This is a genomic window from Mesorhizobium sp. C264A (assembly GCF_040324515.1).
Classification (GTDB): domain Bacteria; phylum Pseudomonadota; class Alphaproteobacteria; order Rhizobiales; family Rhizobiaceae; genus Mesorhizobium.
Genome location: NZ_JAMYVY010000002.1, coordinates 1,529,192 through 1,551,311, shown reverse-complemented (window position 1 = coordinate 1,551,311; position 22,120 = coordinate 1,529,192). Strand labels below are relative to the sequence as shown.

General features: G+C 64.5%; 21 protein-coding genes and 1 pseudogene. 2 read left to right on the top strand and 20 right to left on the bottom strand.

Annotation, left to right across the window (positions count from 1 at the left end):
- Positions 1 to 48: 48 nt before the first annotated feature.
- From NKL04_RS26620 to exbB, 9 genes and pseudogenes are all read right to left on the bottom strand, one after another.
- Complete coding sequence (locus tag NKL04_RS26620; RefSeq protein WP_023700176.1) at positions 49 to 993, bottom strand: acetamidase/formamidase family protein; 945 nt, start codon at positions 991 to 993, stop codon at positions 49 to 51.
- Positions 983 to 2,578, bottom strand: a complete 1,596-nt coding sequence (locus NKL04_RS26615; protein WP_502903377.1) for an ABC transporter substrate-binding protein — start codon at positions 2,576 to 2,578, stop codon at positions 983 to 985. Before NKL04_RS26615 ends, NKL04_RS26620 begins: the two co-directional genes overlap by 11 nt.
- 76 nt (positions 2,579 to 2,654) lie before the next feature.
- The gene (locus NKL04_RS26610; protein WP_023693234.1) at positions 2,655 to 3,575 is read right to left on the bottom strand and encodes an ABC transporter permease; all 921 of its coding nucleotides are present in this window, start codon (positions 3,573 to 3,575) and stop codon (positions 2,655 to 2,657) included.
- A gap of 13 nt (positions 3,576 to 3,588) precedes the next feature.
- Positions 3,589 to 4,491: an ABC transporter permease gene (locus NKL04_RS26605; RefSeq protein WP_023668590.1), complete on the bottom strand. Its 903-nt coding sequence runs from the start codon at positions 4,489 to 4,491 to the stop codon at positions 3,589 to 3,591.
- Positions 4,469 to 5,082 (bottom strand): annotated as a pseudogene (locus NKL04_RS26600) (ANTAR domain-containing response regulator). The gene NKL04_RS26605 and the pseudogene NKL04_RS26600 overlap by 23 nt, the downstream one beginning before the upstream one ends.
- A complete protein-coding gene (locus NKL04_RS26595; RefSeq protein ID WP_023700174.1) occupies positions 5,079 to 6,173 on the bottom strand; it encodes a transporter substrate-binding protein in 1,095 nt (364 codons plus the stop codon). Before NKL04_RS26595 ends, NKL04_RS26600 begins: the two are co-directional and overlap by 4 nt.
- A 171-nt stretch (positions 6,174 to 6,344) precedes the next feature.
- A complete protein-coding gene (locus tag NKL04_RS26590; RefSeq protein ID WP_023715882.1) occupies positions 6,345 to 7,307 on the bottom strand; it encodes an energy transducer TonB in 963 nt (320 codons plus the stop codon).
- A complete protein-coding gene (gene exbD, locus NKL04_RS26585) occupies positions 7,304 to 7,762 on the bottom strand; it encodes a TonB system transport protein ExbD (protein WP_023700172.1) in 459 nt (152 codons plus the stop codon). The genes NKL04_RS26590 and exbD overlap by 4 nt, the downstream gene beginning before the upstream one ends.
- A 6-nt stretch (positions 7,763 to 7,768) precedes the next feature.
- Entirely contained in the window at positions 7,769 to 8,758 is a 990-nt protein-coding gene (gene exbB, locus NKL04_RS26580) for a tonB-system energizer ExbB (RefSeq protein WP_352724621.1), read from the bottom strand.
- 344 nt (positions 8,759 to 9,102) lie between these two features.
- On the opposite strand from exbB, the gene NKL04_RS26575 reads away from it, so the two are divergent.
- Positions 9,103 to 9,771 (top strand): cysteine hydrolase family protein, encoded by a 669-nt coding sequence (locus NKL04_RS26575; protein WP_023702406.1) that lies wholly within the window; start codon positions 9,103 to 9,105, stop codon positions 9,769 to 9,771.
- Between the two features lie 89 nt (positions 9,772 to 9,860).
- Here the strand turns inward: NKL04_RS26575 and NKL04_RS26570 are convergent, their stop codons facing one another.
- Both NKL04_RS26570 and NKL04_RS26565 read right to left on the bottom strand, forming a co-directional pair.
- Positions 9,861 to 10,814: an LLM class flavin-dependent oxidoreductase gene (locus NKL04_RS26570; RefSeq protein ID WP_023715880.1), complete on the bottom strand. Its 954-nt coding sequence runs from the start codon at positions 10,812 to 10,814 to the stop codon at positions 9,861 to 9,863.
- 158 nt (positions 10,815 to 10,972) lie between these two features.
- Positions 10,973 to 11,128 carry a hypothetical protein gene (locus NKL04_RS26565; RefSeq protein ID WP_023670454.1) on the bottom strand — a complete coding sequence of 52 codons (156 nt, stop codon included), beginning with the start codon at positions 11,126 to 11,128 and terminating at the stop codon, positions 10,973 to 10,975.
- Between the two features lie 233 nt (positions 11,129 to 11,361).
- Here NKL04_RS26565 and NKL04_RS26560 point away from each other — a divergent pair, with 233 nt between their 5' ends.
- Positions 11,362 to 12,129 carry an SDR family NAD(P)-dependent oxidoreductase gene (locus tag NKL04_RS26560; RefSeq protein WP_023686096.1) on the top strand — a complete coding sequence of 256 codons (768 nt, stop codon included), beginning with the start codon at positions 11,362 to 11,364 and terminating at the stop codon, positions 12,127 to 12,129.
- A 210-nt stretch (positions 12,130 to 12,339) separates the two neighbouring features.
- Here the strand turns inward: NKL04_RS26560 and NKL04_RS26555 are convergent, their stop codons facing one another.
- From NKL04_RS26555 to NKL04_RS26515, 9 genes are all read right to left on the bottom strand, one after another.
- A complete protein-coding gene (locus NKL04_RS26555) occupies positions 12,340 to 13,284 on the bottom strand; it encodes an ABC transporter permease (RefSeq protein WP_023702405.1) in 945 nt (314 codons plus the stop codon).
- Positions 13,281 to 14,336, bottom strand: a complete 1,056-nt coding sequence (locus tag NKL04_RS26550; RefSeq protein ID WP_023683937.1) for an ABC transporter permease — start codon at positions 14,334 to 14,336, stop codon at positions 13,281 to 13,283. Before NKL04_RS26550 ends, NKL04_RS26555 begins: the two co-directional genes overlap by 4 nt.
- Positions 14,337 to 14,617: 281 nt before the next feature.
- Positions 14,618 to 15,988 (bottom strand): ABC transporter ATP-binding protein, encoded by a 1,371-nt coding sequence (locus NKL04_RS26545; protein ID WP_352724618.1) that lies wholly within the window; start codon positions 15,986 to 15,988, stop codon positions 14,618 to 14,620.
- On the bottom strand, positions 15,988 to 16,128 hold the full coding sequence (locus tag NKL04_RS26540; protein ID WP_352724616.1) for a hypothetical protein: 141 nt from the start codon (positions 16,126 to 16,128) through the stop codon (positions 15,988 to 15,990). Before NKL04_RS26540 ends, NKL04_RS26545 begins: the two co-directional genes overlap by 1 nt.
- Positions 16,129 to 16,279: 151 nt before the next feature.
- Complete coding sequence (locus tag NKL04_RS26535; RefSeq protein ID WP_352724614.1) at positions 16,280 to 17,305, bottom strand: BMP family protein; 1,026 nt, start codon at positions 17,303 to 17,305, stop codon at positions 16,280 to 16,282.
- Positions 17,306 to 17,431: 126 nt separating this feature from the next.
- Positions 17,432 to 18,379: an ABC transporter permease gene (locus tag NKL04_RS26530; protein ID WP_023702402.1), complete on the bottom strand. Its 948-nt coding sequence runs from the start codon at positions 18,377 to 18,379 to the stop codon at positions 17,432 to 17,434.
- A gap of 2 nt (positions 18,380 to 18,381) precedes the next feature.
- Positions 18,382 to 19,353, bottom strand: coding sequence for an ABC transporter permease (locus NKL04_RS26525; RefSeq protein WP_031209704.1), 972 nt, complete (start codon positions 19,351 to 19,353; stop codon positions 18,382 to 18,384).
- Between the two features lies 1 nt (position 19,354).
- Positions 19,355 to 20,872, bottom strand: a complete 1,518-nt coding sequence (locus NKL04_RS26520; protein ID WP_031209703.1) for a sugar ABC transporter ATP-binding protein — start codon at positions 20,870 to 20,872, stop codon at positions 19,355 to 19,357.
- A 48-nt stretch (positions 20,873 to 20,920) separates the two neighbouring features.
- The gene (locus NKL04_RS26515; RefSeq protein WP_023670464.1) at positions 20,921 to 21,934 is read right to left on the bottom strand and encodes an ABC transporter substrate-binding protein; all 1,014 of its coding nucleotides are present in this window, start codon (positions 21,932 to 21,934) and stop codon (positions 20,921 to 20,923) included.
- Between the last annotated feature and the right edge of the window lie 186 nt (positions 21,935 to 22,120).

The following is a 22,120-nucleotide window of genomic DNA, read 5'->3' as shown; positions in this document are numbered from 1 at the left end:
GAGGGTCGCTGCGAAGCAGCGGGGTGGGGGTGCAGCGCCGACCTGACATCATTCAAACACGCAACGCGGAAAATAGAACGACACCACCCAATTCGGCATGTCGACGATCTCGCTGATGCGCAGATCACCACACACCGAGGCCAGCATATAGGCCTCGACCGGATCAATCTGGTAACGCCCAGCGAGCAGATCGACCATCTGCGCCACCGCCTCCTTCGCGCCCGCCATCAGATCCGGCCCAATCCCCGTCGTCACCTCGTAACCCTTGGCGTCGAGATGGCGCGTCACCGGGCCCGGCGTGGTGAAGCGCGGCGTCTTCAGCCTGGCGTCCTTGACAAGGTCGAGCTTGAGCACGACGTCCATCGGGCTCTCGATCGCCGTGCCGCAGACCTCGCCATCGCCTTGTGCGGCGTGCGTATCGCCGACCGAGAACAGCGCGCCGGCCACCTCAACCGGCAGATAGAGCGTCGTGCCGGCAGCGAGATCGCGGATGTCGAGATTGCCGCCGACCCGCCGTGGCGGCACCACCGAGTGAAGCCCCATCTCAGCCGGCGCATTGCCGATGGTGCCGGCGAACGGCTTCAGTGGCACGCGCGCGTTTTTCCCGAACAGCGCCGGTTCGAGCGCGGCTGCATCGTATTTCCAGATGTTCAGCGCCGGTTCCGTGAAGTCGTCGGCGAGCAGGCCGAAACCCGGAATGTTCGCCGTCCAGCCGAAGCCGGACGGTTTGAACATCTCGATCGTCACCTTGAGCGCGTCACCCGGCTCGGCGCCCTCGACGAAGATCGGCCCGGTCACCGGGTTGACCCCGGCGAAGTCGAGCTTGGCGATTTCGGCAACCGTGCTGTCGGCGTTCAGCTGGCCGCCGGCGGCATCGAGGCACTGGAACTCGATGGTCGCGCCGGGCGCCACCCGCTCGGCCGGGACAAAGGAATTGTCCCAGCCGAAATGGTGGTGGCGCCCATGGATGGTGTAGTCGCAGTTATTGCACATCTTTTACGTACACATTGTCGTAGTTGATCGGGATATGGACCGGGTCGACATAGAGGTTGTCGGCGCCGCCCATGCGCGCGGATTTCATGGTGAAGCGCTGTTCGTTGAAGACCGGCGCCCAGGGCGCGTCTTCCATCACCTTGTCGTAGATGGCGCTCCACATCTTGTCGCGTTCGCCGGCCTTTGCCGGGTCGACCACCGAATCCGCCTCGGCCGCCTTGGCGTCGAGATCCTTGTTGCAATACCACGCCCAGTTCCAGCCGCCGGGCACCGCGCCGGCGCAGCCGAGGATCGGGCCGTAGAAATTCGACGGATCGGGGAAGTCGGCGATCCAGGCCATGCCGCCCGACCAGATCATCGGCGCGCCGGCCTTGTCACCGCCGGCGGCGATGACATTGGCCTGCGCCAGCGACTGGATGCTGGCCTTGATGCCGATCGCCGCCAGGTCCTGCTGGATCGCTTGGGCAATGCGCGGGTTGGGATCGGTGTTCATGGCGAACAGCTGCGTGTCGAAACCATCGGCATGACCGGCCTCGGCCAGCAGCGCCTTGGCTTTGGCTACGTCATAGGGATAACCCTTGTAGTCCTTGTCGTAGCCCGGCATCGACGGCGGCAGCGGCTGGTTGGCCGGCACGGCGCGGCCGTTGATGATCTGGATGATGCGCGCCTTGTTGAGCGCCATGTTGACGGCCTGACGCACCTTAACATTGTCGAACGGCGCCATGGTGGTGTTCATGGTGACGTAGCCGGTGTGCAGCTGACCGCCTTCGACGACACGCGCCTTCTGCTCGGGATCGGCCATCACCTCCTGGAACTTGGCCGGCGGAATGCCGTCGCCGGGAACATCGATCTCGCCCTTCTGCAAGCGCAGCAGCGCCACGATCGGCTCCTGGCCGATCTCGAAGGTGATCTTGTCGAGATGCGGCAGGCCCTTGTGCCAATAGTCCGCATTGCGCTCGAAGACGATGCGCTGTCCCAGCGTCCACTCGGCGAGCTTGAAGGCGCCGGTGCCGACCGGATGCTTGCCGAAATCGGCGCCATATTTCTCGACCTCTTCCTTCGGCACGACATGGGCGAAATTGATGGCCATGACATGCAGGAAGGTGGCGTCGGGCCGGGTCAGTTCGAACTTGACCGTGTAGGGGTCGACGACGGTGACACCGGACAGGCCTTCGGCCTTGCCGGCGGCGACATCGTCATAGCCCTTGATCGAGCCGAAGAAGCCGGCGCCGGGGCTCTGCGTCTTCGGATTGGTGACGCGGTCGAGCGAATATTTCACGTCGTCGGCCGTCATCTCGCGGCCATTGTGGAATTTCACGCCATGGCGCAGCTTGAAGGTGAAGGTCTGGCCGTCGGGCGAAATCTCGTAGCTTTCTGCCAGATCGGGCTTCAAATTGGTGGTGCCTGGCTCGTAATCCATCAGCCCATCGAACAGGCTCTTGATCATCGACCAGTTCTGCCAGTCATAGCCGATCGCCGGATCGAGGGTCGCAACATCGTCCTTGTAGGTGATGGTGATGGCGCCGCCTTGCTTGGCGTTGGGATCGACCGTGTCTTCGGCGCGGACGCTTGTCATGCCGAGCATGAGGGCCAAGGCGGATGCCGCGACTGTGGATGCGAGAAACTTTTTCATTGTTGTGTTCCCTTTCTCTGTTTCATTTTCATCTGAGCTTGATGCGGGGATCGATGAACGGCGCGATGATGTCGGCGAGCAGATTGCCGAGCACGATGGCGAAGGCCGAGACCAGCGTGACGCCCATGATGATCGGAATGTCGACGCGCTGGATCGCCTGCCAAGCCAGCTGACCGATACCCGGCCAGCCGAACACGCTTTCGACGACGACGATGCCGCCCATGAAGATGCCGATGTCGATGCCGATCATGGCGATGACCGGCAGGATGGCGTTGGGCAAGGCATGGCGGAATATGATGGCGCTGCGCGCCAGGCCCTTGGCCCGCGCCGTGCGGACATAATCCTGGCGCAGGACGTCAATCATCGACGAGCGCATCATGCGCGCGTACCAGCCGGCGCCGAGTATGCCCATGGTCAGCGACGGCAGCACCAGATGGCGCCATGTGCCGTAGCCGCCGATCGGAAACCAGCTTAGCCGCACGGCAAAGACGTAGAGCAGCAACAAGCCGACGACGAATTGCGGCGCCGAGACGCCGACGAAGGAGGCCACCATCAGGGTCTGGTCGGTGGCGGAGCCGCGCTTGACGGCGGCGATCAGCCCCATCGAGAGCCCGATCAGCAATTCGCAAAGGATGGCGCCGACCATCAAAAGCAGGCTGGCCGGCAGCCGCGAGACGATGAGTTCGGTGACCTCCGAGCGCTGGATGTAGGAGCGGCCGAGATCGCCGCTGAGTAGCTTCGTCAGATAGTGCCAGTACTGGACCACGAAAGGCTGGTCGAGGCCGAGTTGCTGGCGGATGTTTTCCACCGTCTGCGGCGTGGCACTGCGGCCGGCGATCTGCCGCACCGGGTCGGCCGGCAAGAGGTAGAGCAGCGCAAAAGTGATCAGCGAGACGCCAAGCAGGATGAGCAGCGACTGGATCAGCCGGCGGCCGAGATAGGCGATCATGACCGGCCCCCCATTATTCCCGGCCCCTTTGCGTCGGATCGAGGATGTCGCGCAACGCGTCGCCGATCAGATTGAAGGCCAGCGCCAACGCGAGGATTGCGGCGCCGGGGAAGAACACCAGCCAGGGCGCGGCCTGGAAATAGGTCTGGTTCTCGAAAATGATGTTGCCCCACGACGCGGTCGGCGGCTGCACACCGATGCCGAGGAAGGAAAGCGTCGCCTCGAGCAGAACCGTGGTCGAGATGCCGAGCGTGCCCCAGACGATGATGGTCGGCAGCAGATGCGGCAGGATGTGGCGAAATAGGATGCGCGGCGCACTCGCCCCGATGCTGCGCTCGGCATCGATGAACTCGCGCTCGGCCAGCGATGAGGTCTCGGTGTAGATGACACGCGCCGTCTGCACCCAGTTGACCAGCGCGATGACCATGGCGACGATCCACAGACTCGGCTGAAACACTGCCGCCAGGCAGATGGCGAGCAGCAGCGCCGGGAACGCCATCATCAGATCGGTGAAGCGCATCAGCGCACTGCCGATCCAGCCGCGGAAATAGCCTGCGGTGACGCCCACCAAAGTGCCGATCAAAAGCGCCACGCCATTGGCGACGATGCCGATGATCAGCGAGGTGCGGGCGCCGTAGAGGATGCGGGTCAAGAGGTCACGTCCGAGCAGGTCGGTGCCGAGCCAGTACTGGGCGCTGGGCGGCAGCGGCGAGCCCTCGATGGTCAGGCCGTCGAACATCTGCTCGTTGGGGTCATAGCCGGTCAGCCGGGGCGCCAGCACAGCGCCGGCAAGGACAATGGCGACTATGACCAGGCCGAGCAGCGCGAGGCGGCGTTTCACCAGCCGGCGCCAGACACCGGCGCGCGGTTTTGCCGGCATGCGCACCGGTAGATCAGGCGCGATGGGACTGGTCATCGCCGCCTTCTTCCCCCGTCGCTTCCTCGCTTGTCATTGCCACGATCCGACGCGCGGCATCCTCGACGCTGATCTGCCAGCTCATCGCCAGCGAACGCAGCTGCGCATAGGCGCGCTCGTCGTCGCTGCCTTTCGACAAGGCCGTCACCGCGCGCACGATGGTCTGGCGCTCGGCGACGCGCTGGCGCAGCGACGCTATCTCGCCGGCTAAATGTTTTCGGGCCTCGAAACTCTGTCTCGCGATCAACAGAGCGCTGTAGACGCCGGCATTGCCGACCGGCTTCAGCAGCTGCGCATCGGCCTTGTGCGACAGCGCCCATTCGATACGCCCCGGCGCCTCGGAACCGATCAGCGCCACCAGCGGCATCGGCGCCTCGCCCGGCTTCCACGGAATTGCTCGTCGAAACCGAGATCGGCATCGAAGAAGACGAAATCGGCGGCGAGAGCTTCCGGCGGCAATTCCGGCCAGCAGTCGATCGTAGCCAGGCCGATGGCCGACAATTGCCTGGTGATGGCCTGCACCGTCGGATGCGGGCGATGCAGGATGAAAGCCCGCGCGCCGCCGAGATTGGGGATGCGCGTCCGGGTCATGACACCACTCTCAGACGCGGACGGCCGAACGTCTTGGCGGGGTCGTAGCGCGACAGATATGGATCCGGCGCGACCTCATCCTCCTGGCTGACGACCTCGAAGAAGCCATCGGCGATCCGGCCGATGATCACCGGCAGCGTCGCGTGCTGGGAGTGGGCGTCGATGGCGATCGGCCCGAGCCGGGTGGAGAAGCGCCGCTCGGCGAAGGCTTTGGAAAATTCCGCCGGGCCGGCATCAGTGTCGCGCGACAGCACGTCGGCCATCACCTGCACCGAGGCATAGGCGGAGGCCTCGAAGGACGAAGCGAAGGCAGCCGGCCGGGGCGCGAAATAGGGCCCGACCGACAGATGCCCTTTCCCTGTATCGCCGATCGCCGGCAACTCGCCTTCGGTGAGGTTGCAGGAGATGACGGGGCAGTTTTCCGGCCTGAATGCCGCATCCTCATCGCCCAGCTCGCGGTAAGCCGCCAGGAAGGCGTAGGATGAGGTGCCGATCAGATTGTTGAGGATGAAGCTCGGCCTCGTCGCCCGGATTTCCGCGATCAGCCGCGACACGTCGGTCTCGCCGATGCGCAGATAGCGCTCGCCCAGCACTTTGCCGCCGGCATCCGCGATCAGGTCGCGCGCCACGCGGTTCATCTCCCAGCCCCAAATGTAGTTCGAGCCGAGCAGGAAGCCGTTGGCGCCGAAACGCGGCACGACATGCGCCATCAGCGGAACCAGATGCTGGTTGGGGCAGGCGTGCATGTAGACGACATGCTCGTTGGCCTCGAACCCTTCATAGGGGCAGGCATACCAGAGCATGCCGCCGGCCTTCTCCAGCACCGGGATGGTTTCCTTGCGGCTCCAGGAGGTGACGCAACCGACGACATGGCGCGCGCTGCTGGTCCTGAAAATATCTTCGCACAAAGTCGCGTAGCGATCGGCATTACTTTGCGGATCGCGCTCGACCGGAACCAGTTCGATGCCATAGCTCCGATCGGCATTGATGTCGGCGATGGCGCGCATGGCGCCCATCCGGCACGCATCGGAGACCAGCTGATAGCTGCCCGAGCGGGAATACAGGATGCCGATCTCGATACGCCGTTTCAAACCGATCCTCAGAAATGACAATGCCCCGCAGCCAGCGCCGGAGGGCGAGGCATGCGAGGCATATTTGCCGCCCGGCGACCAAGGCCGGTATTTTGTGCTAGCGTATTCGGTCCGGCGGGTCAGTCAAGCGGGAAAGTACGTGGTCATGGGATCGGCCTTGTCCGACTGATTCTAGTTCCGCAGCGTGAACATCAAAGGCGCCACGACAGCCGTCCCGGCCTTCTCAGGCGGTGGCGCGGGCACCGTCGCACCCTGCAGAATGCCGAGCGCGGCGCGATCGAGATCGGCGTCCCCCGAAGATCGTGTCAGCCGGACGGAGGTCACCTTGCCCGAAGCGCTGACGACGAAGGTCACATTTGCGGTACCCACGGCGCGCCGCGACCTTGCCGCGCTCGGGTAGCGCTTGTGCCGATTGATCCATCCGATCAGCTGGGAGTTCCATTTGCTTGCACTGACTGATGATCCTCTCGATTGCGAAGCCTTCGGCGCCGACGCCTTCGCCGCTGCCTTTTGATCGACACTGGCGGTCACGACCGCTTTCGCCGGCGCGGCCTTTTCCTTCTTCTCTTTCGGTTTCGGCTTGGGTTTTTCGGCAGCCTTCTTCGCCTTCTCGATCGGCTTGGCCTCCACCGGCTTGGTCTCCGCCGGCTTGGTCTGGGGCAGCGGAATGACCACATCCGGCGCTATGGTCGGGACGATGTCGGGCACCACCTCATCCAGCGGCGGCGATTGATCGGGCTGCTCGGCCGCTGCCGTCTCGATCGGAGCGGTCTTATCGAGTTGAGCCGCTTCCGTCTTCTCGGTGACCGGCTCCGGCTTACCGGGCTCGGGCTCTACGACGGGCTTCAGTTCGGCAACCGCCTCCTCGATCTGGTTCGGCGGCTCGGGCGTCACCACGTCGGCCGCTGAGTCCACCCGCACCGCCGGCGCCACCATCATCGGCGACAGCTCGATAGCCACAGCCGGCGGCGGGCCGCCATCGGCCATGTTGGCCAGGCTGAAGCTCTGGACGGCATAGACGATCGCGACATGCGCGCCGACAATGACAATGGCCGCAGCCGCCCACAAACCGATCTCGCGCGCGCCGGCGCCCGGCGGGTCGGCGGTGGGAACGGCCGCGGCCAGTTGCGTCATGGGGCGGCGCCTGGTTGCGGCGGGGATGCGTCCGCTGGCACCGTCTCCAGCCCGACCAGCGCGATCTTCAGATAACCGGCGCCGCGCAGCAGGTTCATCACCTCCATCAACTCGCCATAGCCGACCGCCTTGTCGGCACGCAGGAAGATGCGGGTCTGCTTATCGCCCTTGGTTCTGCCGTCGAGCACGGAGGCAAAAGCCTGGCGCGGCACGCTGTCATTGCCGATCGCCAGCGTCAGATCGTCCTTCAGCGTCAGGAACAGCGGCGTTTCCGGCCGCGGCGCCGGTGTCGCGGTCGAACCCGGCAGATCGACATTGACGTCGACTGTCGCCAACGGGGCAGCGACCATGAAGATGATCAGCAGCACCAGGATGACGTCGATGAACGGCGTCACGTTGATCTCGTGGCTTTCCTCGAGATCGCCGTCGACAGTCTCGCGAATACTAGCCGCCATGGCCCATCACTCCGCCGCCAGCGCGGGCGCCTGCGGCACCGTGCGGAAATCGAGATCGCGGCTGACCAGCCGTTCGACCCCGGCCGAGGCATCGGCAAGGAGCTGCCGGTAGCCGGCTATCGACCGCGCAAAGACGTTGTAGATGACCACCGCGGGAATGGCCGCGACCAGGCCCATCGCAGTGGCGAGCAGCGCCTCGGCGATGCCGGGCGCGACGACCGCGAGGTTGGTGGTCTGCGCCTGCGAGATGCCGATGAAGGCGTTCATGATGCCCCAGACGGTGCCGAACAAGCCCACGAAGGGCGCCGTCGAGCCGATCGTCGCCAGCACGCCGGTGCCGCGCGACACGCGCCGCGCCGCCGCCGCCTCGATGCGCGACAGGCGCGACGCCACTCGTTCCTTCAGCCCGTCGCCGGTAACATGGCCGAGCGCACCGGCCGAAAGGGCAGTCTCTTCCTCGGCTGCCCGCACCAAAAGCGCACCGGGGCCGCCATTGTTGCCAAGCGAGCGCCCGGCCTGGCGCAGCGTGGCGGCATTGCCGATGGCGCGCGCAGCGCGCCGGGCGCCGAGCTTGCCGAAGAGAATCTCCAGCGATTTGGCCAGCCACACCGTCCAGGTGACGAGCGAGGCGAAGGCCAACCCGATCATCACCGCCTTGACGATGATGTCGGCGGCCATGAACATGCCCCAGGGCGACAGATCGTGCGGCAGCGTCAGCGATATTGCCGAAGGCTCGGCCTGCGCGGATGCACCGGGCTGGTTTGCCGGCTGGGGCGCGGTCGGCGCCGCCTGCCCGGCAGTTGGCGAAGCCGGCGCGACAGGCGCAGCCGGTGCGGGCCGTTCGACTGCGACCGGGGAAGGCTGGGCCGCCGACCGGGCAGCTGCAGCGGGTTCCGTCGTCACCCTGGGCTGCGTGTTTGGCTGCTCTTGCGCAGCAGCGCTGCCGGCCGACAGCATGACCGCGGCCAGCGCCGCCAACAAACCATTTCTGGACACGCTTCGTCCTCGCTTCGTCATTGCACGTACCGATCGGCTGGTCGGTGACGGGATGCGGGAACACCCCGATCTCGACCCCGAAAACTCCAGCCACGGATTCTGGCTTCTCTCAAACGCGGCACAGCCGCTGGAAACAATTCAGGCGGCCGAGTGCCCCTGCTTGACTATAAAACATGAGTTTAATAGTCAACAAACAAGATGGCTTTTTTGGCCAACGATTGTGGGCGCGATGTCTCAACGGCACATCGTCCTGGCATCGGTCTACCTGGTGTCGTCGCACTGAGGGATGGACGGCCGCAGGGTTGCTGGGCCACGATACCGGGCAGCAATTGAGGCAGGCTGCGATGATCAAGGCGATACCGTTCGATTTCCCCTATGACGGCCGGCTGGTGCCAGCAAACACCGCGCTGCTGGTCATCGACCTGCAGGAGGATTTCCTTTCGCCGACCGGCTATTTCGCCAGGAAGGGTTATGACCCCGCGCCGCTGCGCGCCATCCTGCCGACAGTTAACCGACTGATATCAGCGGCACGTGCGGCCGGCCTCACCATCATTTACACCAGGCAGGGATATCGCGGCGACATGGCCGACATGACGCCGTACGAGAGATGGCGCCGCAAGCGGGCGGGTCTCGAAGGCACCGACGTGCTGCTGCGCTCCGGCCCCGGCTTTCAGATCGTCGCCGAGATCGACGTCGCGCCGCACGACATCATCGTCGACAAGACCTGCAACAGCGCCTTCACCTATACGGATCTGGAGCTTGTGCTGCGCGCACGCGGCATCACCCATCTGATCTTTTCCGGCTGCACGACCGATGTCTGCGTGCACACGACGCTGCGCGAGGCCTGCGACCGCAATTTCCAGTGCCTGACCATCGCCGATGCCTGCGCCAGTGGCGACCAATACGCGCATGACGCGGCGCTGCATATGGTGACGGTGGAGGACGGGGTATTTGGTACGCTGACGGAATCTGACGCGGTGCTGGAGGCGCTGGCAGTGCTGAGTGGTGATTAGACGCTGGCGGGACAGCGCCCCTCTGCCCTGCCGGGCAGAGGGGGGTGTGACGGAACGCTACGAAATAGCTTTTCATTCCACCCGCAAATTCACCCTGCGTGAATGTCCCCACCCGCCCGCGCAAACGCGCCGGGCTGCGGCACCTCAGCCTCACGGCGTGCCAGCGAGTTGCGCAAGAGCGCGATCGTCTCGCGGCCGACGCTGGCGATCTCGCGCGGCCGGTCGACACCGACGATCATGAACTCGCTGATGCCCAGCGCTGCATAGGGCAGCAGCGACAGGGCGATCTGCGCCGGTGGTCCGGAAAGTTCGACCGCCTTGTGTCCGACGGTAGAGGCGCCACCCTCCGAGCGGACCCGGACCGGAAGCGCAAAACGCAGCTTGCCGGCGCGGCCATGCTCGGCGGCGGCGCTGCGCGCCCGTTCCATCAGCTGGCGGATCTCGTCGAGCGAACCAGCCGTGAGTTCAAACACGTCGGCATGGCGGCCGGCGACCTTGAGCGCGGTGCCGGACTGGCCACCCATGCGGATGATCACGTCGACGCCATGCGGCCCCTTGCGCGGCACATAGCCACCCTTGATGCTGTAGAACGCACCTTCATGGTCGAAGGGCCGGTCGTTCGACCACAGCCGCTTCAGCAGCACCAGATATTCGTCGATGCGCTGCCAGACCACGGTGTGGCCGACCGGACGCGTCTCGGCATCGTCGTCATCCAGCGGCTCGCTCAGCATCCTCAGCGCCAGCCGGCCGCCGCTCCTGGCGTCGAGCGCCGCCAGTTGCCGCGCCGCAACGGCTGGCGCGATCACGCCGGCCCAGTGCGTCAGCACCACTTCCAGCGACGAGGTGCGGTCCAGCGCCTGGGCGGCGATGTCCATATTGGTCAACAGCCCGGCCGGGTCGTCGACGACGATGTTCTGGAAGCCGGAATCCTCGATCAGCGACAGCTTGGTCGCCGTCTCGACGAAATCATAGAAGAACGGTACGGCCGAACCGGCATCGGCGGCGTGCGTTTTACCGGGAACATGCGTGAACTCGATCGGCATTGCCATCTCCTCCATCACGTTGGATGTATGTCGCCCCCGGTTTTGAGACGACGACATGCGTAAAAACAAGCATCAGCGCCAAAGCGCGTCCGCGTTCGGTTCATCAACTCCGGTCACTCACTGAAAGCGCTAGGTCGCCACCCTTTCGGCCTGATCGGTCAGGGAATCAAGCCGAGCACGACTGCCCCGGTGAACACGAACGCAAGGGCAAAGACGAGATAGGCGAAAGCGCCGGCATAGGCCGGGCGGAAAGCCTGGCTATTGGCCAGCCTCTGGCTGGTGCGGTCCGTCTCGGCGTTCTGGATATAGGACATATCGACCTCCGTCTTGCGGATTAATCTATAAAATCAGTAGACTTTGTCGAGTGCTATTTTTTGGCGATATGTAGAACGATTTTCTCAGTATTCCTTATTATTTGGTTTGGGATTGCTGGGAGACCCCTGTTGGCGACAAGCGAGCGACAAGCTTGGCCGACATCTGCATAGGCGATAGCATCGCCATTCCGGCGTAAATGCGGATCATTTCGATCGGGAACGGGGAACAGAACATGGGTACAAGACTAGCCGGCAAGATTGCAATCATCTCGGGCGGCGCGACCGGAATGGGCGGAGCGGCCTCGGAATTGTTCGCCGCCGAAGGCGCCAAGGTGGCGATCATCGACCGCAATGGCGAGGCGGCGGCAGCCACTGCGGCGGCGATACGCGCGCGGGGACATATCGCCGAACACTGGGTGGCCGACGTCTCGGACGAGGCGCAGGTCGAGGCCGCAGTGAAGGCGGCGACTGCCAGGCTCGGCCCGGCCACGGTGTTGTTCAACCATGCCGGCACCATCGTGATAAAGCCGTTCCTGGAGACGACAGTGCAGGAATGGGACTGGCTGCATGCGGTCAATGTCCGCTCGATGTTCCTGATGACGCGCGCCGTGTTGCCGGGCATGATCGCTGCCGGTGGCGGTTCGATCGTCTGCACCTCGTCGATCTCGGCTGTGGCGGCCACACCCATGGAGGTGCTCTACGACACCACCAAGGGCGCCTGCCACATGTTCGCGCGCGCCATCGCAGTCGAATTCCGCGACCGCAACATACGCTGCAACGCCGTCTGTCCCGGCTTCATCCGCACGCCGCACGGCCTGCGCGAGGTCGCCGATCTCGGCAAGCTCGGCGTCGACGTGTCGGACGCCGCATTGGCCGCACAGCAGGGCCGCATCGGTGAGCCGGAGGAAGTGGCCAAGGCAGCGCTGTACCTCGCCAGCGATGAGTCCAGCTTCGTCAATGGCACGCATCTGTTTGTCGATAATGGTTTTACGGCGATGTGAGTATCCCAGGCTTGGCGCCCTTCCTCTCCCCCGTCGATCGGGGGAGAGGTGTCGAGCGCAGCTCGACGGAGTGGGGGTCGACCCTTGGCGCAAGGAAGATTCATGCGCACCCGTTGGCAACAGTGGCGAGGTGGTTCCCCGCTCCGTCGCTGCTTCGCAGCGCCACCTCTTCCCCCGGAGGGAGAGGAAGGGCGCCAAGTCCTACTCGCCTTACCGCTCTTCTCGTCGAAACGGCTTCAGCAGCGCCGACGGCGCAACCGCGTTGCGTGACATCACGGCCATCGCGACGATGGTGAAAATAAAGGGCAGCATCAAGAACGCCTCATAGGGAATATGCCCGAGGCCGCTCGCCTGCATGCGCAATTGTAGCGCATCGACGAAGGCGAACAGCAGCGCCGCGCCCGCAGAGCGCCACGGGTCCCAGCGGCCGAACACGACCAGCGCGATCGCCACCCAGCCACGGCCCGACACGACACCAAAGGTGAAGGCGTTGAACTGTGCCATGGTGAGGAAGGTGCCCGCAAGCCCCATCAGCGCACCGCCGAGGATGACCGCCTGGAAGCGCGTGGCGATGACGCTGACCCCAGCGGAATCAGCGGCGCGCGGGTTCTCGCCGACCATCCGCACCGACAGCCCCCAAGGCGTGCGGTAGAGCACGAAAGCAGCGAGCGGGATGGCAATGATTGCCAAGTAGACCAGCGCAAACTGGTTGAAAACCGCTGACCCCAGAACCGGAATATCCGACAGCAGCGGGATCGGCACCGTCTGAAAACCCTTGATGCTGGGCGGCACCGATTGCTGGCCGAAGGTCAGACGGTAGAGGAAATAGGCAAGGCCGGACGAGAACAAAGTAACGCCGATGCCGCAGACATGCTGGCTGAGGCCGAGCGCCACGGTGAACAGCGCATGCAGCGCACTCATCGCCATGCCGGTCAACACCGCGGCCAGCACGCCGAGCCAAAGGCTGCCGCTGAGGCTGGCGGCGGTGAAGCCGGTCATCGCGCAGAGCAGCATGATGCCTTCGATACCGAGATTGAGCACGCCGGCCCGCTCGGAGAACATCTCGCCCAGCGTGGCAAATGCCAGCGGCGTGGCGATGCGGATAATGGCGGCGAGGAAGCCGACCTGAAAGATCTGTTCGAACACCGCGCTCATAAGGCGGCACCGACGCGGCGGATGCGATAGGCCGTGAACAGCAGCGCCACCAGCATGGCGAGCAGCGCCGTGCCCTGGATGACATCGCTGAGGAACGCCGGCACGCCGGTGGCGCGCGACATCGCTTCGGCGCCGGTCATCACGGCGGCCAGGAAGATCGCCGCCGGTACGACGCCGAGCGGATTGAGCCTGGCCAGCATGGCAACGACGATGCCGGAATAGCCATAGCCCGGCGAAATGTCGCTCATCACCTGGAAATGCACGCCGCCGACCTCGCCGACGCCGGCAAGCCCGGCCAGCGCGCCCGACAGCAGCGCCGTCGAGATCAGCACCCGCTCGACATGTATGCCGCCATAGCGGGCGGCTTCCGGGCTTTCGCCGGTGACCCTGATCCGGAAGCCGAGCGTGGTGCGCACGATCAGGAACCAGATCAACGGGGCCGCGATCAACGCGGCGATGACACCCAGATGCAGCCTTGTGCCTTCGAGCAGCACCGGGAAATTCGCCGAATCCTCGATCGGCGGCGAGATCGGATAGCCGCTGAACGAGTCCTTCCACGGCCCCTCGATCAGCGCCATCAGCGCATAGTAGATGACCGAATTTAGCAGCAGCGAACTGACGACGTCGTCCACCTTGAATTTGACCCTGAGCGTCGCGGGCACCAGCGCTACCGCGGCACCGGCAGCAGCGCCCGCCAGCGCCATCGACAGGATCGCCAGCGCGCCCGGCATTGGGATGGCGCCGACGAAGCAGCTGGCCACGGCGCCGGCCAGCAATTGGCCCTCGGCGCCGATGTTCCAGAATTTGGCCCGGAAGGCGACGGCCACAGCCAGCCCGGTGAAGATCATCGGGGCGGCGCGCACCAGCGTTTCGGTGATGGCATAGCTGTCGCCGAACGAGGCCGACAGCATCACGCCATAGGCCTCAAGCACGCCGGCGCCGGCCAGCGCGATGAGGCCGCTGCACAGGACCAGCGCTGCACCGATGGCCAGCAGCGGCAAAGCGAGATTGAACCAGGCGGGGGTGGAACTGCGGGCTTCGAGGCGGAACATCAGCTATGCCCCTCCGCCGCCCAGTCGGTCGCGCCGCCCCTCATCCGCCTGCCGGCACCTTCTCCCCGTATAGACACGGGGAGAAGGGTTCTGGGCCCTATGGCAACCCCCTCTTGCAGCTGTGGCGATTGGCGAAACCATGGGTGAGAGCCCCTCTCCCCGTCTCTATACGGGGAGAGGATGCCGGCAGGCAGGTGAGGGGCAGCGCTGACGCTTAAAGTCAGCCAAAAGCGGGCAGTATTATTTGAGGTGTCTGCGAGGAACCGAGTGAGAAAGTCCATCTAGGCTCTGCCCTCCGCCCCGGTCATCAGCAGCCCAAGCCGCGCGATGGTCGCATCGGCGCTGTCCAGCGTGCCGGCGATGCGGCCCTCATACATCACCGCGATGCGGTCGCAGAGCACCAGCAGCTCTTCGAGATCCTCGCCGATGACGATGATCCCGCAGCCCTTGGCGCGCATGTCGAGGAATTTTTCGTGGATGAAGCGGGCGGCACCGATGTCGAGGCCGCGCGTCGGCTGCGAGACGATCAGCACCTTCGGGTCGAAAGCCAGTTCGCGCGCCAGCAGCGCCTTCTGCAGATTGCCGCCCGACAGCGCGCCGGCGCGGGTCATCGGCCCGGGGCACCTGATGTCATAGGCCTTGATCTGTTCTTCGGCGAAGGCGCGGATCGCATCTGGCTTGAGCAGGCCCCGGCTGCTGAAAGCCGCAGTACCAATGCGCGGCAACACCATGGAATCGGCGAGCGGCAGATTGGTGACCAGCCCGGTCGTCATACGGTCTTCCGGGATGCGGCCAAGGCCGAGCGCCTGCACCTCGCGCGGCGAGAACCGCGTAACAGGTTTGCCGGCTATCGTCATCGCGCCGGCGTCGGGCGCGCGCGTGCCGGAAATCACCTCGGCCAGCGCCCGCTGGCCATTACCGGAGACCCCGGCAATGCCGAGGATTTCGCCCGCGCGAACGGCAAGCGATACATCGCGCAGCGGCGTCCCCGAATGCCGTGAGGTGGAAATACCGTCGAGCGTCAGCACCGCCGCGCCTGGGGTCGAAGGTCCTCTTGCCGGCGGCACGATCTCATGGCCGCACATCAGCTGCGCCATTTCTGCCGATGTCGTGTTCGCCGGATCGTCGACACGGCCGGCGACGCGGCCGTGCCGCAATACGGTGCAGCGATGGGTGAGCGCCCGCACCTCGTTCAATTTATGCGAGATGAAGATGATGCCGAGCCCCTGCGCCGCCATCGAGCGCAGCGCCGAAAACAGCCCGTCGACCTCGCTCGGCGCCAACACCGCCGTCGGCTCGTCGAGGATTAACAGCCTGGCGCCGCGAAACAGCGCCTTGACGATTTCGAGCCGCTGCTGCTCGCCGACCGACAGCGCGGAGACAGGCAGGTTGGGGTCCAGCGTCAGCCCATGCTGACGGCTGATGTCGGACAACCGGGCAAGTCCGCCGGCGCGGTCGATGCGGCCGGATTTGCCGGGAATGCCAATCAGAAGGTTTTCCAGGACCGTCAGCCTTGGCGCCAAATGAAAATGCTGGTGCACCATGCCGATGCCGGCGGCCAGCGCATCGGCCGAACTGGTGATCCGCACGGTCTTGCCCTGGATAAGAATTTCGCCGGCATCCGGCGCATAGGCGCCGAACAGCACATTCATCAGCGTCGTCTTGCCGGCGCCGTTTTCGCCCAGCAGGCCGAGGATCTCACCTGGGCGACGCTTAGATCGACAGCCTCATTCGCCTTGACGGCGCCGAAGCTCTTGGTGATGGCGCGCATTTCGATGAGAGGGGCGGACAATGGTGCTCCTGCGGAGATACCCCTCCCCCTCGAGGGCGGGTGGGGTCACCTCAACTGCCTCAACCTATGACTTAGCAGGATGGAGCACTTCGCGGAGGACCCCACCCGGCCCTGCGGGCCACCCTCCCCTCAAGGGGAGGGGTACGCCGAGCTAATCCGAAACCGGCGTGTTCTCGTCGACATCCACCCGGAAGTTGCCTTCCAGGATCTCGGCCTTCTTCTTCTCGACCAGATCCTTCACCTCGGCCGGCAGCGTCTTGTCGAATTTGTGGTAGGGGGCCAGGAACGAACCGCCCTTGGCCATGCGCGAGAAATCGCCATAGTCCTGCGCGGTGAAGACACCGGCCTTGACCAGCTTGATCGCCTGCTCGACCGTCGGATACATGTCCCAGACCGGCCCGGTTATCACCGTGTCGGGGCCGAGGCTCGACTGGTCGGACATGTTGGAGATGGCGAGGATCTTCTTGTCCACCGCCGCCTCGATGACGCCGAAGCGCTCCGCATAGATGACATCGACGCCGGCATCGATCTGGGCGACCGCCGCTTCCTTGGCCTTGGGCGGATCGAAGAACGAGCCGATGAAGGCGACCTTCTTCTTGATGTTGGGATTGACCTCCTTGGCGCCGGCAAAGAAGGCGTTGACCAGCCGGTTCACTTCCGGAATGCCCATGGCCGCCACCGCGCCGATCGTGCCCGACTTCGACATCTTGCCGGCGATCATGCCGGAGAGATAGGCCGGCTCGTGGATCCAGTTGTCGAAGACGCCGAAATTGGGCTCGGCCGGGCCTGCGCCGGAGCCAAACAGGAAAGCGGTCTTCGGGAACTGCTTTGCCGTGCGGCGCGATTCACGCTCGGCGGCGAAGGCGTCGCCCAGCACCAGCTGGTACCCGCCTTGCGCATATTCGCGCATGACGCGGCTGAAATCGGCGGTCTGCACCTTTTCCGACCATTTGTATTCGATGCCGAGTTCCTTCTCGGCCTTCTGCAGGGCGACGTGGATCTGGTTGTCCCACGGCTCCTCGATCGGCGTGGCGAAGATCGCCGCCACCTTCAGCTTCTTGTCCTTGGCGAAGGCTGCACCCGGCAGCATGGCTGCGGCCAGGCCAAGTGCGCCGAGTTCCAGCACGTCGCGCCGCGACAGGCCGGTCGATTGCGATTTGTTTTTCCGGTTTTCCATCTAGTGCCCCTCTGTTTGACAGCCGTGTCGAGCCGGCTGTTCCGAAATCAGACGCGGAACTATGGAACGGGTGCGGACTTTTGTCCACATGGTCAAATTTGGCGATGTCGCTGGCAGGAGCCGGCGCTAGCGTACCGCCTTCTCGCCACCGGCTACGGTGATGACGCCGACGATGATCAGCCCGGTCAGCAACAGCCGAACGCCGGCGCTGACGCCGAACGTGTTGAGCATGGTCAGAAGCAGCACCAGGAACAGCGCCGCGCCCCAGACACCGGGAACATTGGCCTTGCCGCCGGCGACCGAGGTGCCGCCGATGACGACGACGGCGATCGAGGCCAGCAGGTACTCGTTGCCGATATCGACATTGGCGCCGCGGAAATAGCCGGCGAGCAGCGCCCCGTCGATGCCGCCGAGCGCGCCCGACAGCGTGTAAGTGAGGAAGCGGGTGCGGCCGACATTGACGCCGGCAAGCCACGCGGCGCGGATGTTCTGGCCGATCGCCAGCACCGAGCGGCCATAGATCATGCGCTGCAAGGCGATGGCCGCACCGATGGTGAACAATACGGTAAGGATCGCCAGCACTGGAATGCCCAGGATTTGCCAGTTGGCAAAATCGGCAAAGCCGGGCGGCGGCTTGATCTGCAGGCCACGCCCATAGCTGATGTCGATCGACTGGATGATGAAACTGGCCGACAGAGTGGCGATGATCGGCGGGATCCTCAGCGCCCAGATCAGGAGATAGTTGACGGCACCGATGGCAGCGCCGCAGGCGAGCGCGGCGAGCAGCCCGACCACGATCATGGAATCGCTGCCGCCCATGACCTTCATGGCGACGGCGCTGGCGAGCCCGATATTGGCCGGCAGCGACAGGTCGACATTGCCTGGCCCGAGCGTGATGACGAACATTTGGCCGACTCCGACGATGACGGTGAACACCGCCAGCGACAGTGCCGCCGTGACCATGCCACCGCCGCCATAGCCGCCGGTGAAAGCGATGGTCGCCAGCCAGACGGACATCGCGCCGATGAACGACCATATCCAGGGTTTGGCGGCCAGCGATTTCACAAATGTCATCGCTATCTCTCCCTGCGACTGATCAGGACGCGGGCTGCCAGCACGATGATCAGGATGGCGCCGTTGGCGGCGACCTGCCAATCCGGCGGAATGTGCATGAAGGTGAGCAGAGGCGATGCCGCCAGCGCCAGTGTCAGCGCGCCGAGCACGGCGCCAATCGGCGATACCCGGCCGCCGACGAACTCGCCACCGCCGAGGATGACGCCGGCGATCGCCAGCAGCGTGTAGCCATTGCCGATATTAGCGTCGGCCGAGGTGGTGATGCCGATCAGCGCCATGCCGGACAGAACGCCGAACAGGCCGGTCAGCGCAAACAGCACGATCTTGGTGCGCAGCAGCGACCAGCCAGCGCGCCTGAGCGCCGCCGGATTGCCGCCGGATCCCCGCAGGATAACGCCATAGGAGGTGCGCATCAGCCCAAAATGCACCACCGCTGCGATCGCCAGCGCGGCGATGATAGGGAACGGAATGAAGGGCGGCTTGAAGGCCATCAGCGACAAGAGCCAGTCCGGCGCCTTGCCACCGGGCTTGGGCAGCACCAGAATGGCAAGCCCCTGCCAGACGAAGCTCATGCCCAGCGTCACCACGATCGACGGCAGATTGCGAAGATGGATCAATGCGCCCAGCAGTGCATAGACCCCGATGGCGCCGAGCAGGATGACCACGCCGAGCAGCGGCGCGTCCTTCAGCCAGGTCGCGGTGACGCAGCCGACAAAGCCGACAAAGGTGCCGATCGACAGATCGAGCTCGTTGCCGGCGATGACGAACATCTGGGCGATCGTCGCCAGCGCGATCGGGATCGCCAGGTTGAGCATCAGGCTGAAGCCGAAATAGCTGATGGCGCGTGGGTTGAGCAAGGCGATGGCGATAACCACCAGCGCCAGCGACAGCGCCGGCAACAGGCTGCGCAGCAGGCGCGCGCGGGCGGCACTGCTGCTCGGCGAGGACGTCGGGCCGGGAGCGATTGCCGTCATCTCAGGCCGCATCGCCGAATGAGGACTGGATGATCTTTTCCTCCGTCAGCTCGTCGCGCGTGAGATTGGCGACGATGCGGCCGTTCTTGAAGACATGGATGTGGTCGCAATTGTCGAGTTCTTCGGTCTCGGTGGTGTACCAGAGGAAGGTCCGGCCCTTGGCCGCCTCCTCGCGCACGAGATCGTAGACCTCGAGCTTGGTGCCGATGTCCACGCCGCGCATCGGATCGTCCATCAGCACGATCTGCGCATCGGAGCCGAGAGCGCGGGCAAACAGCGCTTTCTGCTGGTTGCCGCCGGACAGCGAGAAGATATTGTTGGCCATGTCAGGGGTGCGGATGCCGATCTTCTGCTTCCAGAACTCGGCAAGCTCGGCCTCGCGCTGCGGCGAGATCAGCAGCCCTTTGCGCAGCCGCGCCAGCGAGCGGATGCCGATGTTTTCCGAGATCGACCATTGCGGAAAGATGCCGTCCGACTGGCGGTCGCCGGCCACCAGCGCGACCGGGGCGGTCACCTCGATATCAAGCCTTCTACGCGTCGCGGCGGCAAAGATCGCCAGCAACAGGTCGGTCTGGCCATGGCCGGCAAGCCCGGCAAGCCCGATGATCTCGCCGGCGCGGGCGACAAGCTCCTTGCCGTCCTGCTGCCGCTCGGGCCGCGCCCGCACCCTGACCGGGCCTGCCGCCGGCCTGGCGGCGATCTCCGCCGCGATCTTCTCGCGCGCTTCCGCGCCGCCCATCGCCGTCACCAGCCGGTCACGGTCGAACGCTTTTGCCACGTCCGTGGCGACCACCTTGCCGTCGCGCATCACCACGATGCGGTCGGCATTCTGCAGCACCTCGCCCAGCACATGCGAGATCAGGATGCAGCTGCCCCCGGTGGCTACGAAACGGCGCACGAAGGCAAGCAGCTGGCCCGCAGTATGCGCGTCCAGCGAAGAGGTCGGCTCGTCGAGAATGACCAAGTCGAGCGGATCGCGCGTCACCGTGAAGGCGCGCGCCACCTCGACCATCTGCCGCCGGCCGATGGAGAGATCGCCGGCAATGTCGTCTGCCGAGATGCCGTGATCCGGAAAGATTTCGTCCAGCTTGGCGGCAATGAGAGCAGCCGCCTTGCGTCGCCAGCCGAAGCCGGTGAGCGCCGGATGGTTGATGCGCGTATTCTCCGCGATACTGAGGTTAGGGCAGAGCGACAGTTCCTGGAACACGCAGCGTATGCCGAGTTTCAGCGCGCGCGCCACCGAGTAGTCGGTTTCGGCATTGCCACGCACCGCGATCTCACCGCCATCGGGCTGCAGCGTACCGGCCACCATATGCATCAGCGTCGATTTGCCGGCTCCGTTGTGGCCGACCAGCCCGACGCATTCGCCTGATACAACATGGAAGTCGACGCCGTTAAGCGCCCGAACGGCGCCGAAATGTTTTTCGGCGCCGTTCAGCCTGATGATGTCCAAATGGGCGGCGCCGAAATGTTTTTCGGCGCCGCCCAGTCTGATGATGTCCGTATTGGCCTCAGGCATGCTCAACGATATCCGGTCGGTCATGCCGCTGGCAATGAATGCAATGCATCACTTGATATTGGCTTTGATCGCCGCGATTGCGTCTTCCTGGCTGTATTCGTGGGTGGCGACGCCGCCCTCCTTGATTTTCGGCAGCTCGGTCTCGAAATTGTCCTGGGTAAAGGCGAGATACGGCACCAAAAGGTCATGCGGAATGTCGGTGCGGCCGTCGAGCACCTGCTGCGCCACCCAGAAGGCCAGCGACGACACGCCGGGCGCGATCGAGGCCGACCAGGTCTGGTAGCCATCCTTGTCCTTCTGCTCCTTCCACCATTTCAGCTCGTCCTGGCGGTTGCCCATGATGATGGTCGGACGCGGCTTGCCTGCGGCGGCAAAGGCTTGTGCCGCGCCATAACCGTCACCGCCCTGGTCGACGATGCCGACGATGTCGGGCAACGAAGGCAGGATCGTCGCGACCGCCTTCTGCGCCGTCGTCTGGTCCCAGTCGCCGGTCACCGAACCGACGATCTTGAACTCGGGATGGGCGGCGACGCCTTCCAAGATACCGGCATGGATGGCATCGTCGATCGAGGTGCCGGCAAGGCCGCGGATTTCCAGCAAATTGCCGCCCTTGGGCTGGAACTTGGCCATCTGCTCGACTTCCTGCTTGCCCATGTCCTTGAAGTCGACGACGACGCGGTAGGCGCAAGGTTCGGTGACGGTCCCGTCGAAGGAGACGACGACGATGCCGGCATCGCAGGCCTGCTTGATGGCGCCGTTCAGCGCATCCGGCGATGCGGCATTGATGACGATGGCGTCATAACCCTGCAGGATCAGGTTCTGCACCTGGGCAGCCTGGGTCGGCACTTCCTTGTCGGCGGTGGTGAAGATGTCGGCGGCGCCGACGATCTTATCCTCCACCGCCTTCTTGGTGACGATGCCGTAGCTGTCGAGCATCGCCTGGCGCCACGAATTGCCGGCGTAATTGTTGGAGAAGGCGATCTTCTTGCCGCTGGTGTCGGCAAGCGCCGTGCCCGAGGCGAGCATCGCCGCCAGAGCGCTCAGGACGAGCAGTGTCTTCATGTCATAATCCTCCCATAGATTGTCGGCCCCGCCGACTGTTGCAGATGGTTTTGGCGTTGTCTGCCTGTTTTTTATCTATTGTCAGACAAATTCAGATACGCCCGCTTGTCAACTGCGATCGATCACGCTTGGACGATCAACTTCAGGTGCGGCGGTTGAAAAGCCTTCGCGTGCTGGTCTAGGGAA

Bases quoted from the DNA above. Each gene is read 5' to 3' on its own strand.
- NKL04_RS26525 (WP_031209704.1), bottom strand. From the start codon at position 19,353: ATGACGGCAATCGCTCCCGGCCCGACGTCCTCGCCGAGCAGCAGTGCC.
- NKL04_RS26620 (WP_023700176.1), bottom strand. From the start codon at position 993: ATGTGCAATAACTGCGACTACACCATCCATGGGCGCCACCACCATTTC.
- NKL04_RS26545 (WP_352724618.1), bottom strand. From the start codon at position 15,988: ATGAATGTGCTGTTCGGCGCCTATGCGCCGGATGCCGGCGAAATTCTT.
- NKL04_RS26550 (WP_023683937.1), bottom strand. From the start codon at position 14,336: ATGTTCCGCCTCGAAGCCCGCAGTTCCACCCCCGCCTGGTTCAATCTC.
- NKL04_RS26515 (WP_023670464.1), bottom strand. From the start codon at position 21,934: ATGAAGACACTGCTCGTCCTGAGCGCTCTGGCGGCGATGCTCGCCTCG.
- NKL04_RS26615 (WP_502903377.1), bottom strand. From the start codon at position 2,578: ATGCTCGGCATGACAAGCGTCCGCGCCGAAGACACGGTCGATCCCAAC.
- NKL04_RS26555 (WP_023702405.1), bottom strand. From the start codon at position 13,284: ATGAGCGCGGTGTTCGAACAGATCTTTCAGGTCGGCTTCCTCGCCGCC.
- NKL04_RS26535 (WP_352724614.1), bottom strand. From the start codon at position 17,305: ATGGAAAACCGGAAAAACAAATCGCAATCGACCGGCCTGTCGCGGCGC.
- NKL04_RS26565 (WP_023670454.1), bottom strand. From the start codon at position 11,128: ATGTCCTATATCCAGAACGCCGAGACGGACCGCACCAGCCAGAGGCTG.
- NKL04_RS26560 (WP_023686096.1), top strand. From the start codon at position 11,362: ATGGGTACAAGACTAGCCGGCAAGATTGCAATCATCTCGGGCGGCGCG.
- NKL04_RS26570 (WP_023715880.1), bottom strand. From the start codon at position 10,814: ATGCCGATCGAGTTCACGCATGTTCCCGGTAAAACGCACGCCGCCGAT.
- NKL04_RS26530 (WP_023702402.1), bottom strand. From the start codon at position 18,379: ATGACATTTGTGAAATCGCTGGCCGCCAAACCCTGGATATGGTCGTTC.
- NKL04_RS26520 (WP_031209703.1), bottom strand. From the start codon at position 20,872: ATGCCTGAGGCCAATACGGACATCATCAGACTGGGCGGCGCCGAAAAA.
- exbD (WP_023700172.1), bottom strand. From the start codon at position 7,762: ATGGCGGCTAGTATTCGCGAGACTGTCGACGGCGATCTCGAGGAAAGC.
- NKL04_RS26610 (WP_023693234.1), bottom strand. From the start codon at position 3,575: ATGATCGCCTATCTCGGCCGCCGGCTGATCCAGTCGCTGCTCATCCTG.
- NKL04_RS26605 (WP_023668590.1), bottom strand. From the start codon at position 4,491: ATGACCAGTCCCATCGCGCCTGATCTACCGGTGCGCATGCCGGCAAAA.
- NKL04_RS26590 (WP_023715882.1), bottom strand. From the start codon at position 7,307: ATGACGCAACTGGCCGCGGCCGTTCCCACCGCCGACCCGCCGGGCGCC.
- NKL04_RS26575 (WP_023702406.1), top strand. From the start codon at position 9,103: ATGATCAAGGCGATACCGTTCGATTTCCCCTATGACGGCCGGCTGGTG.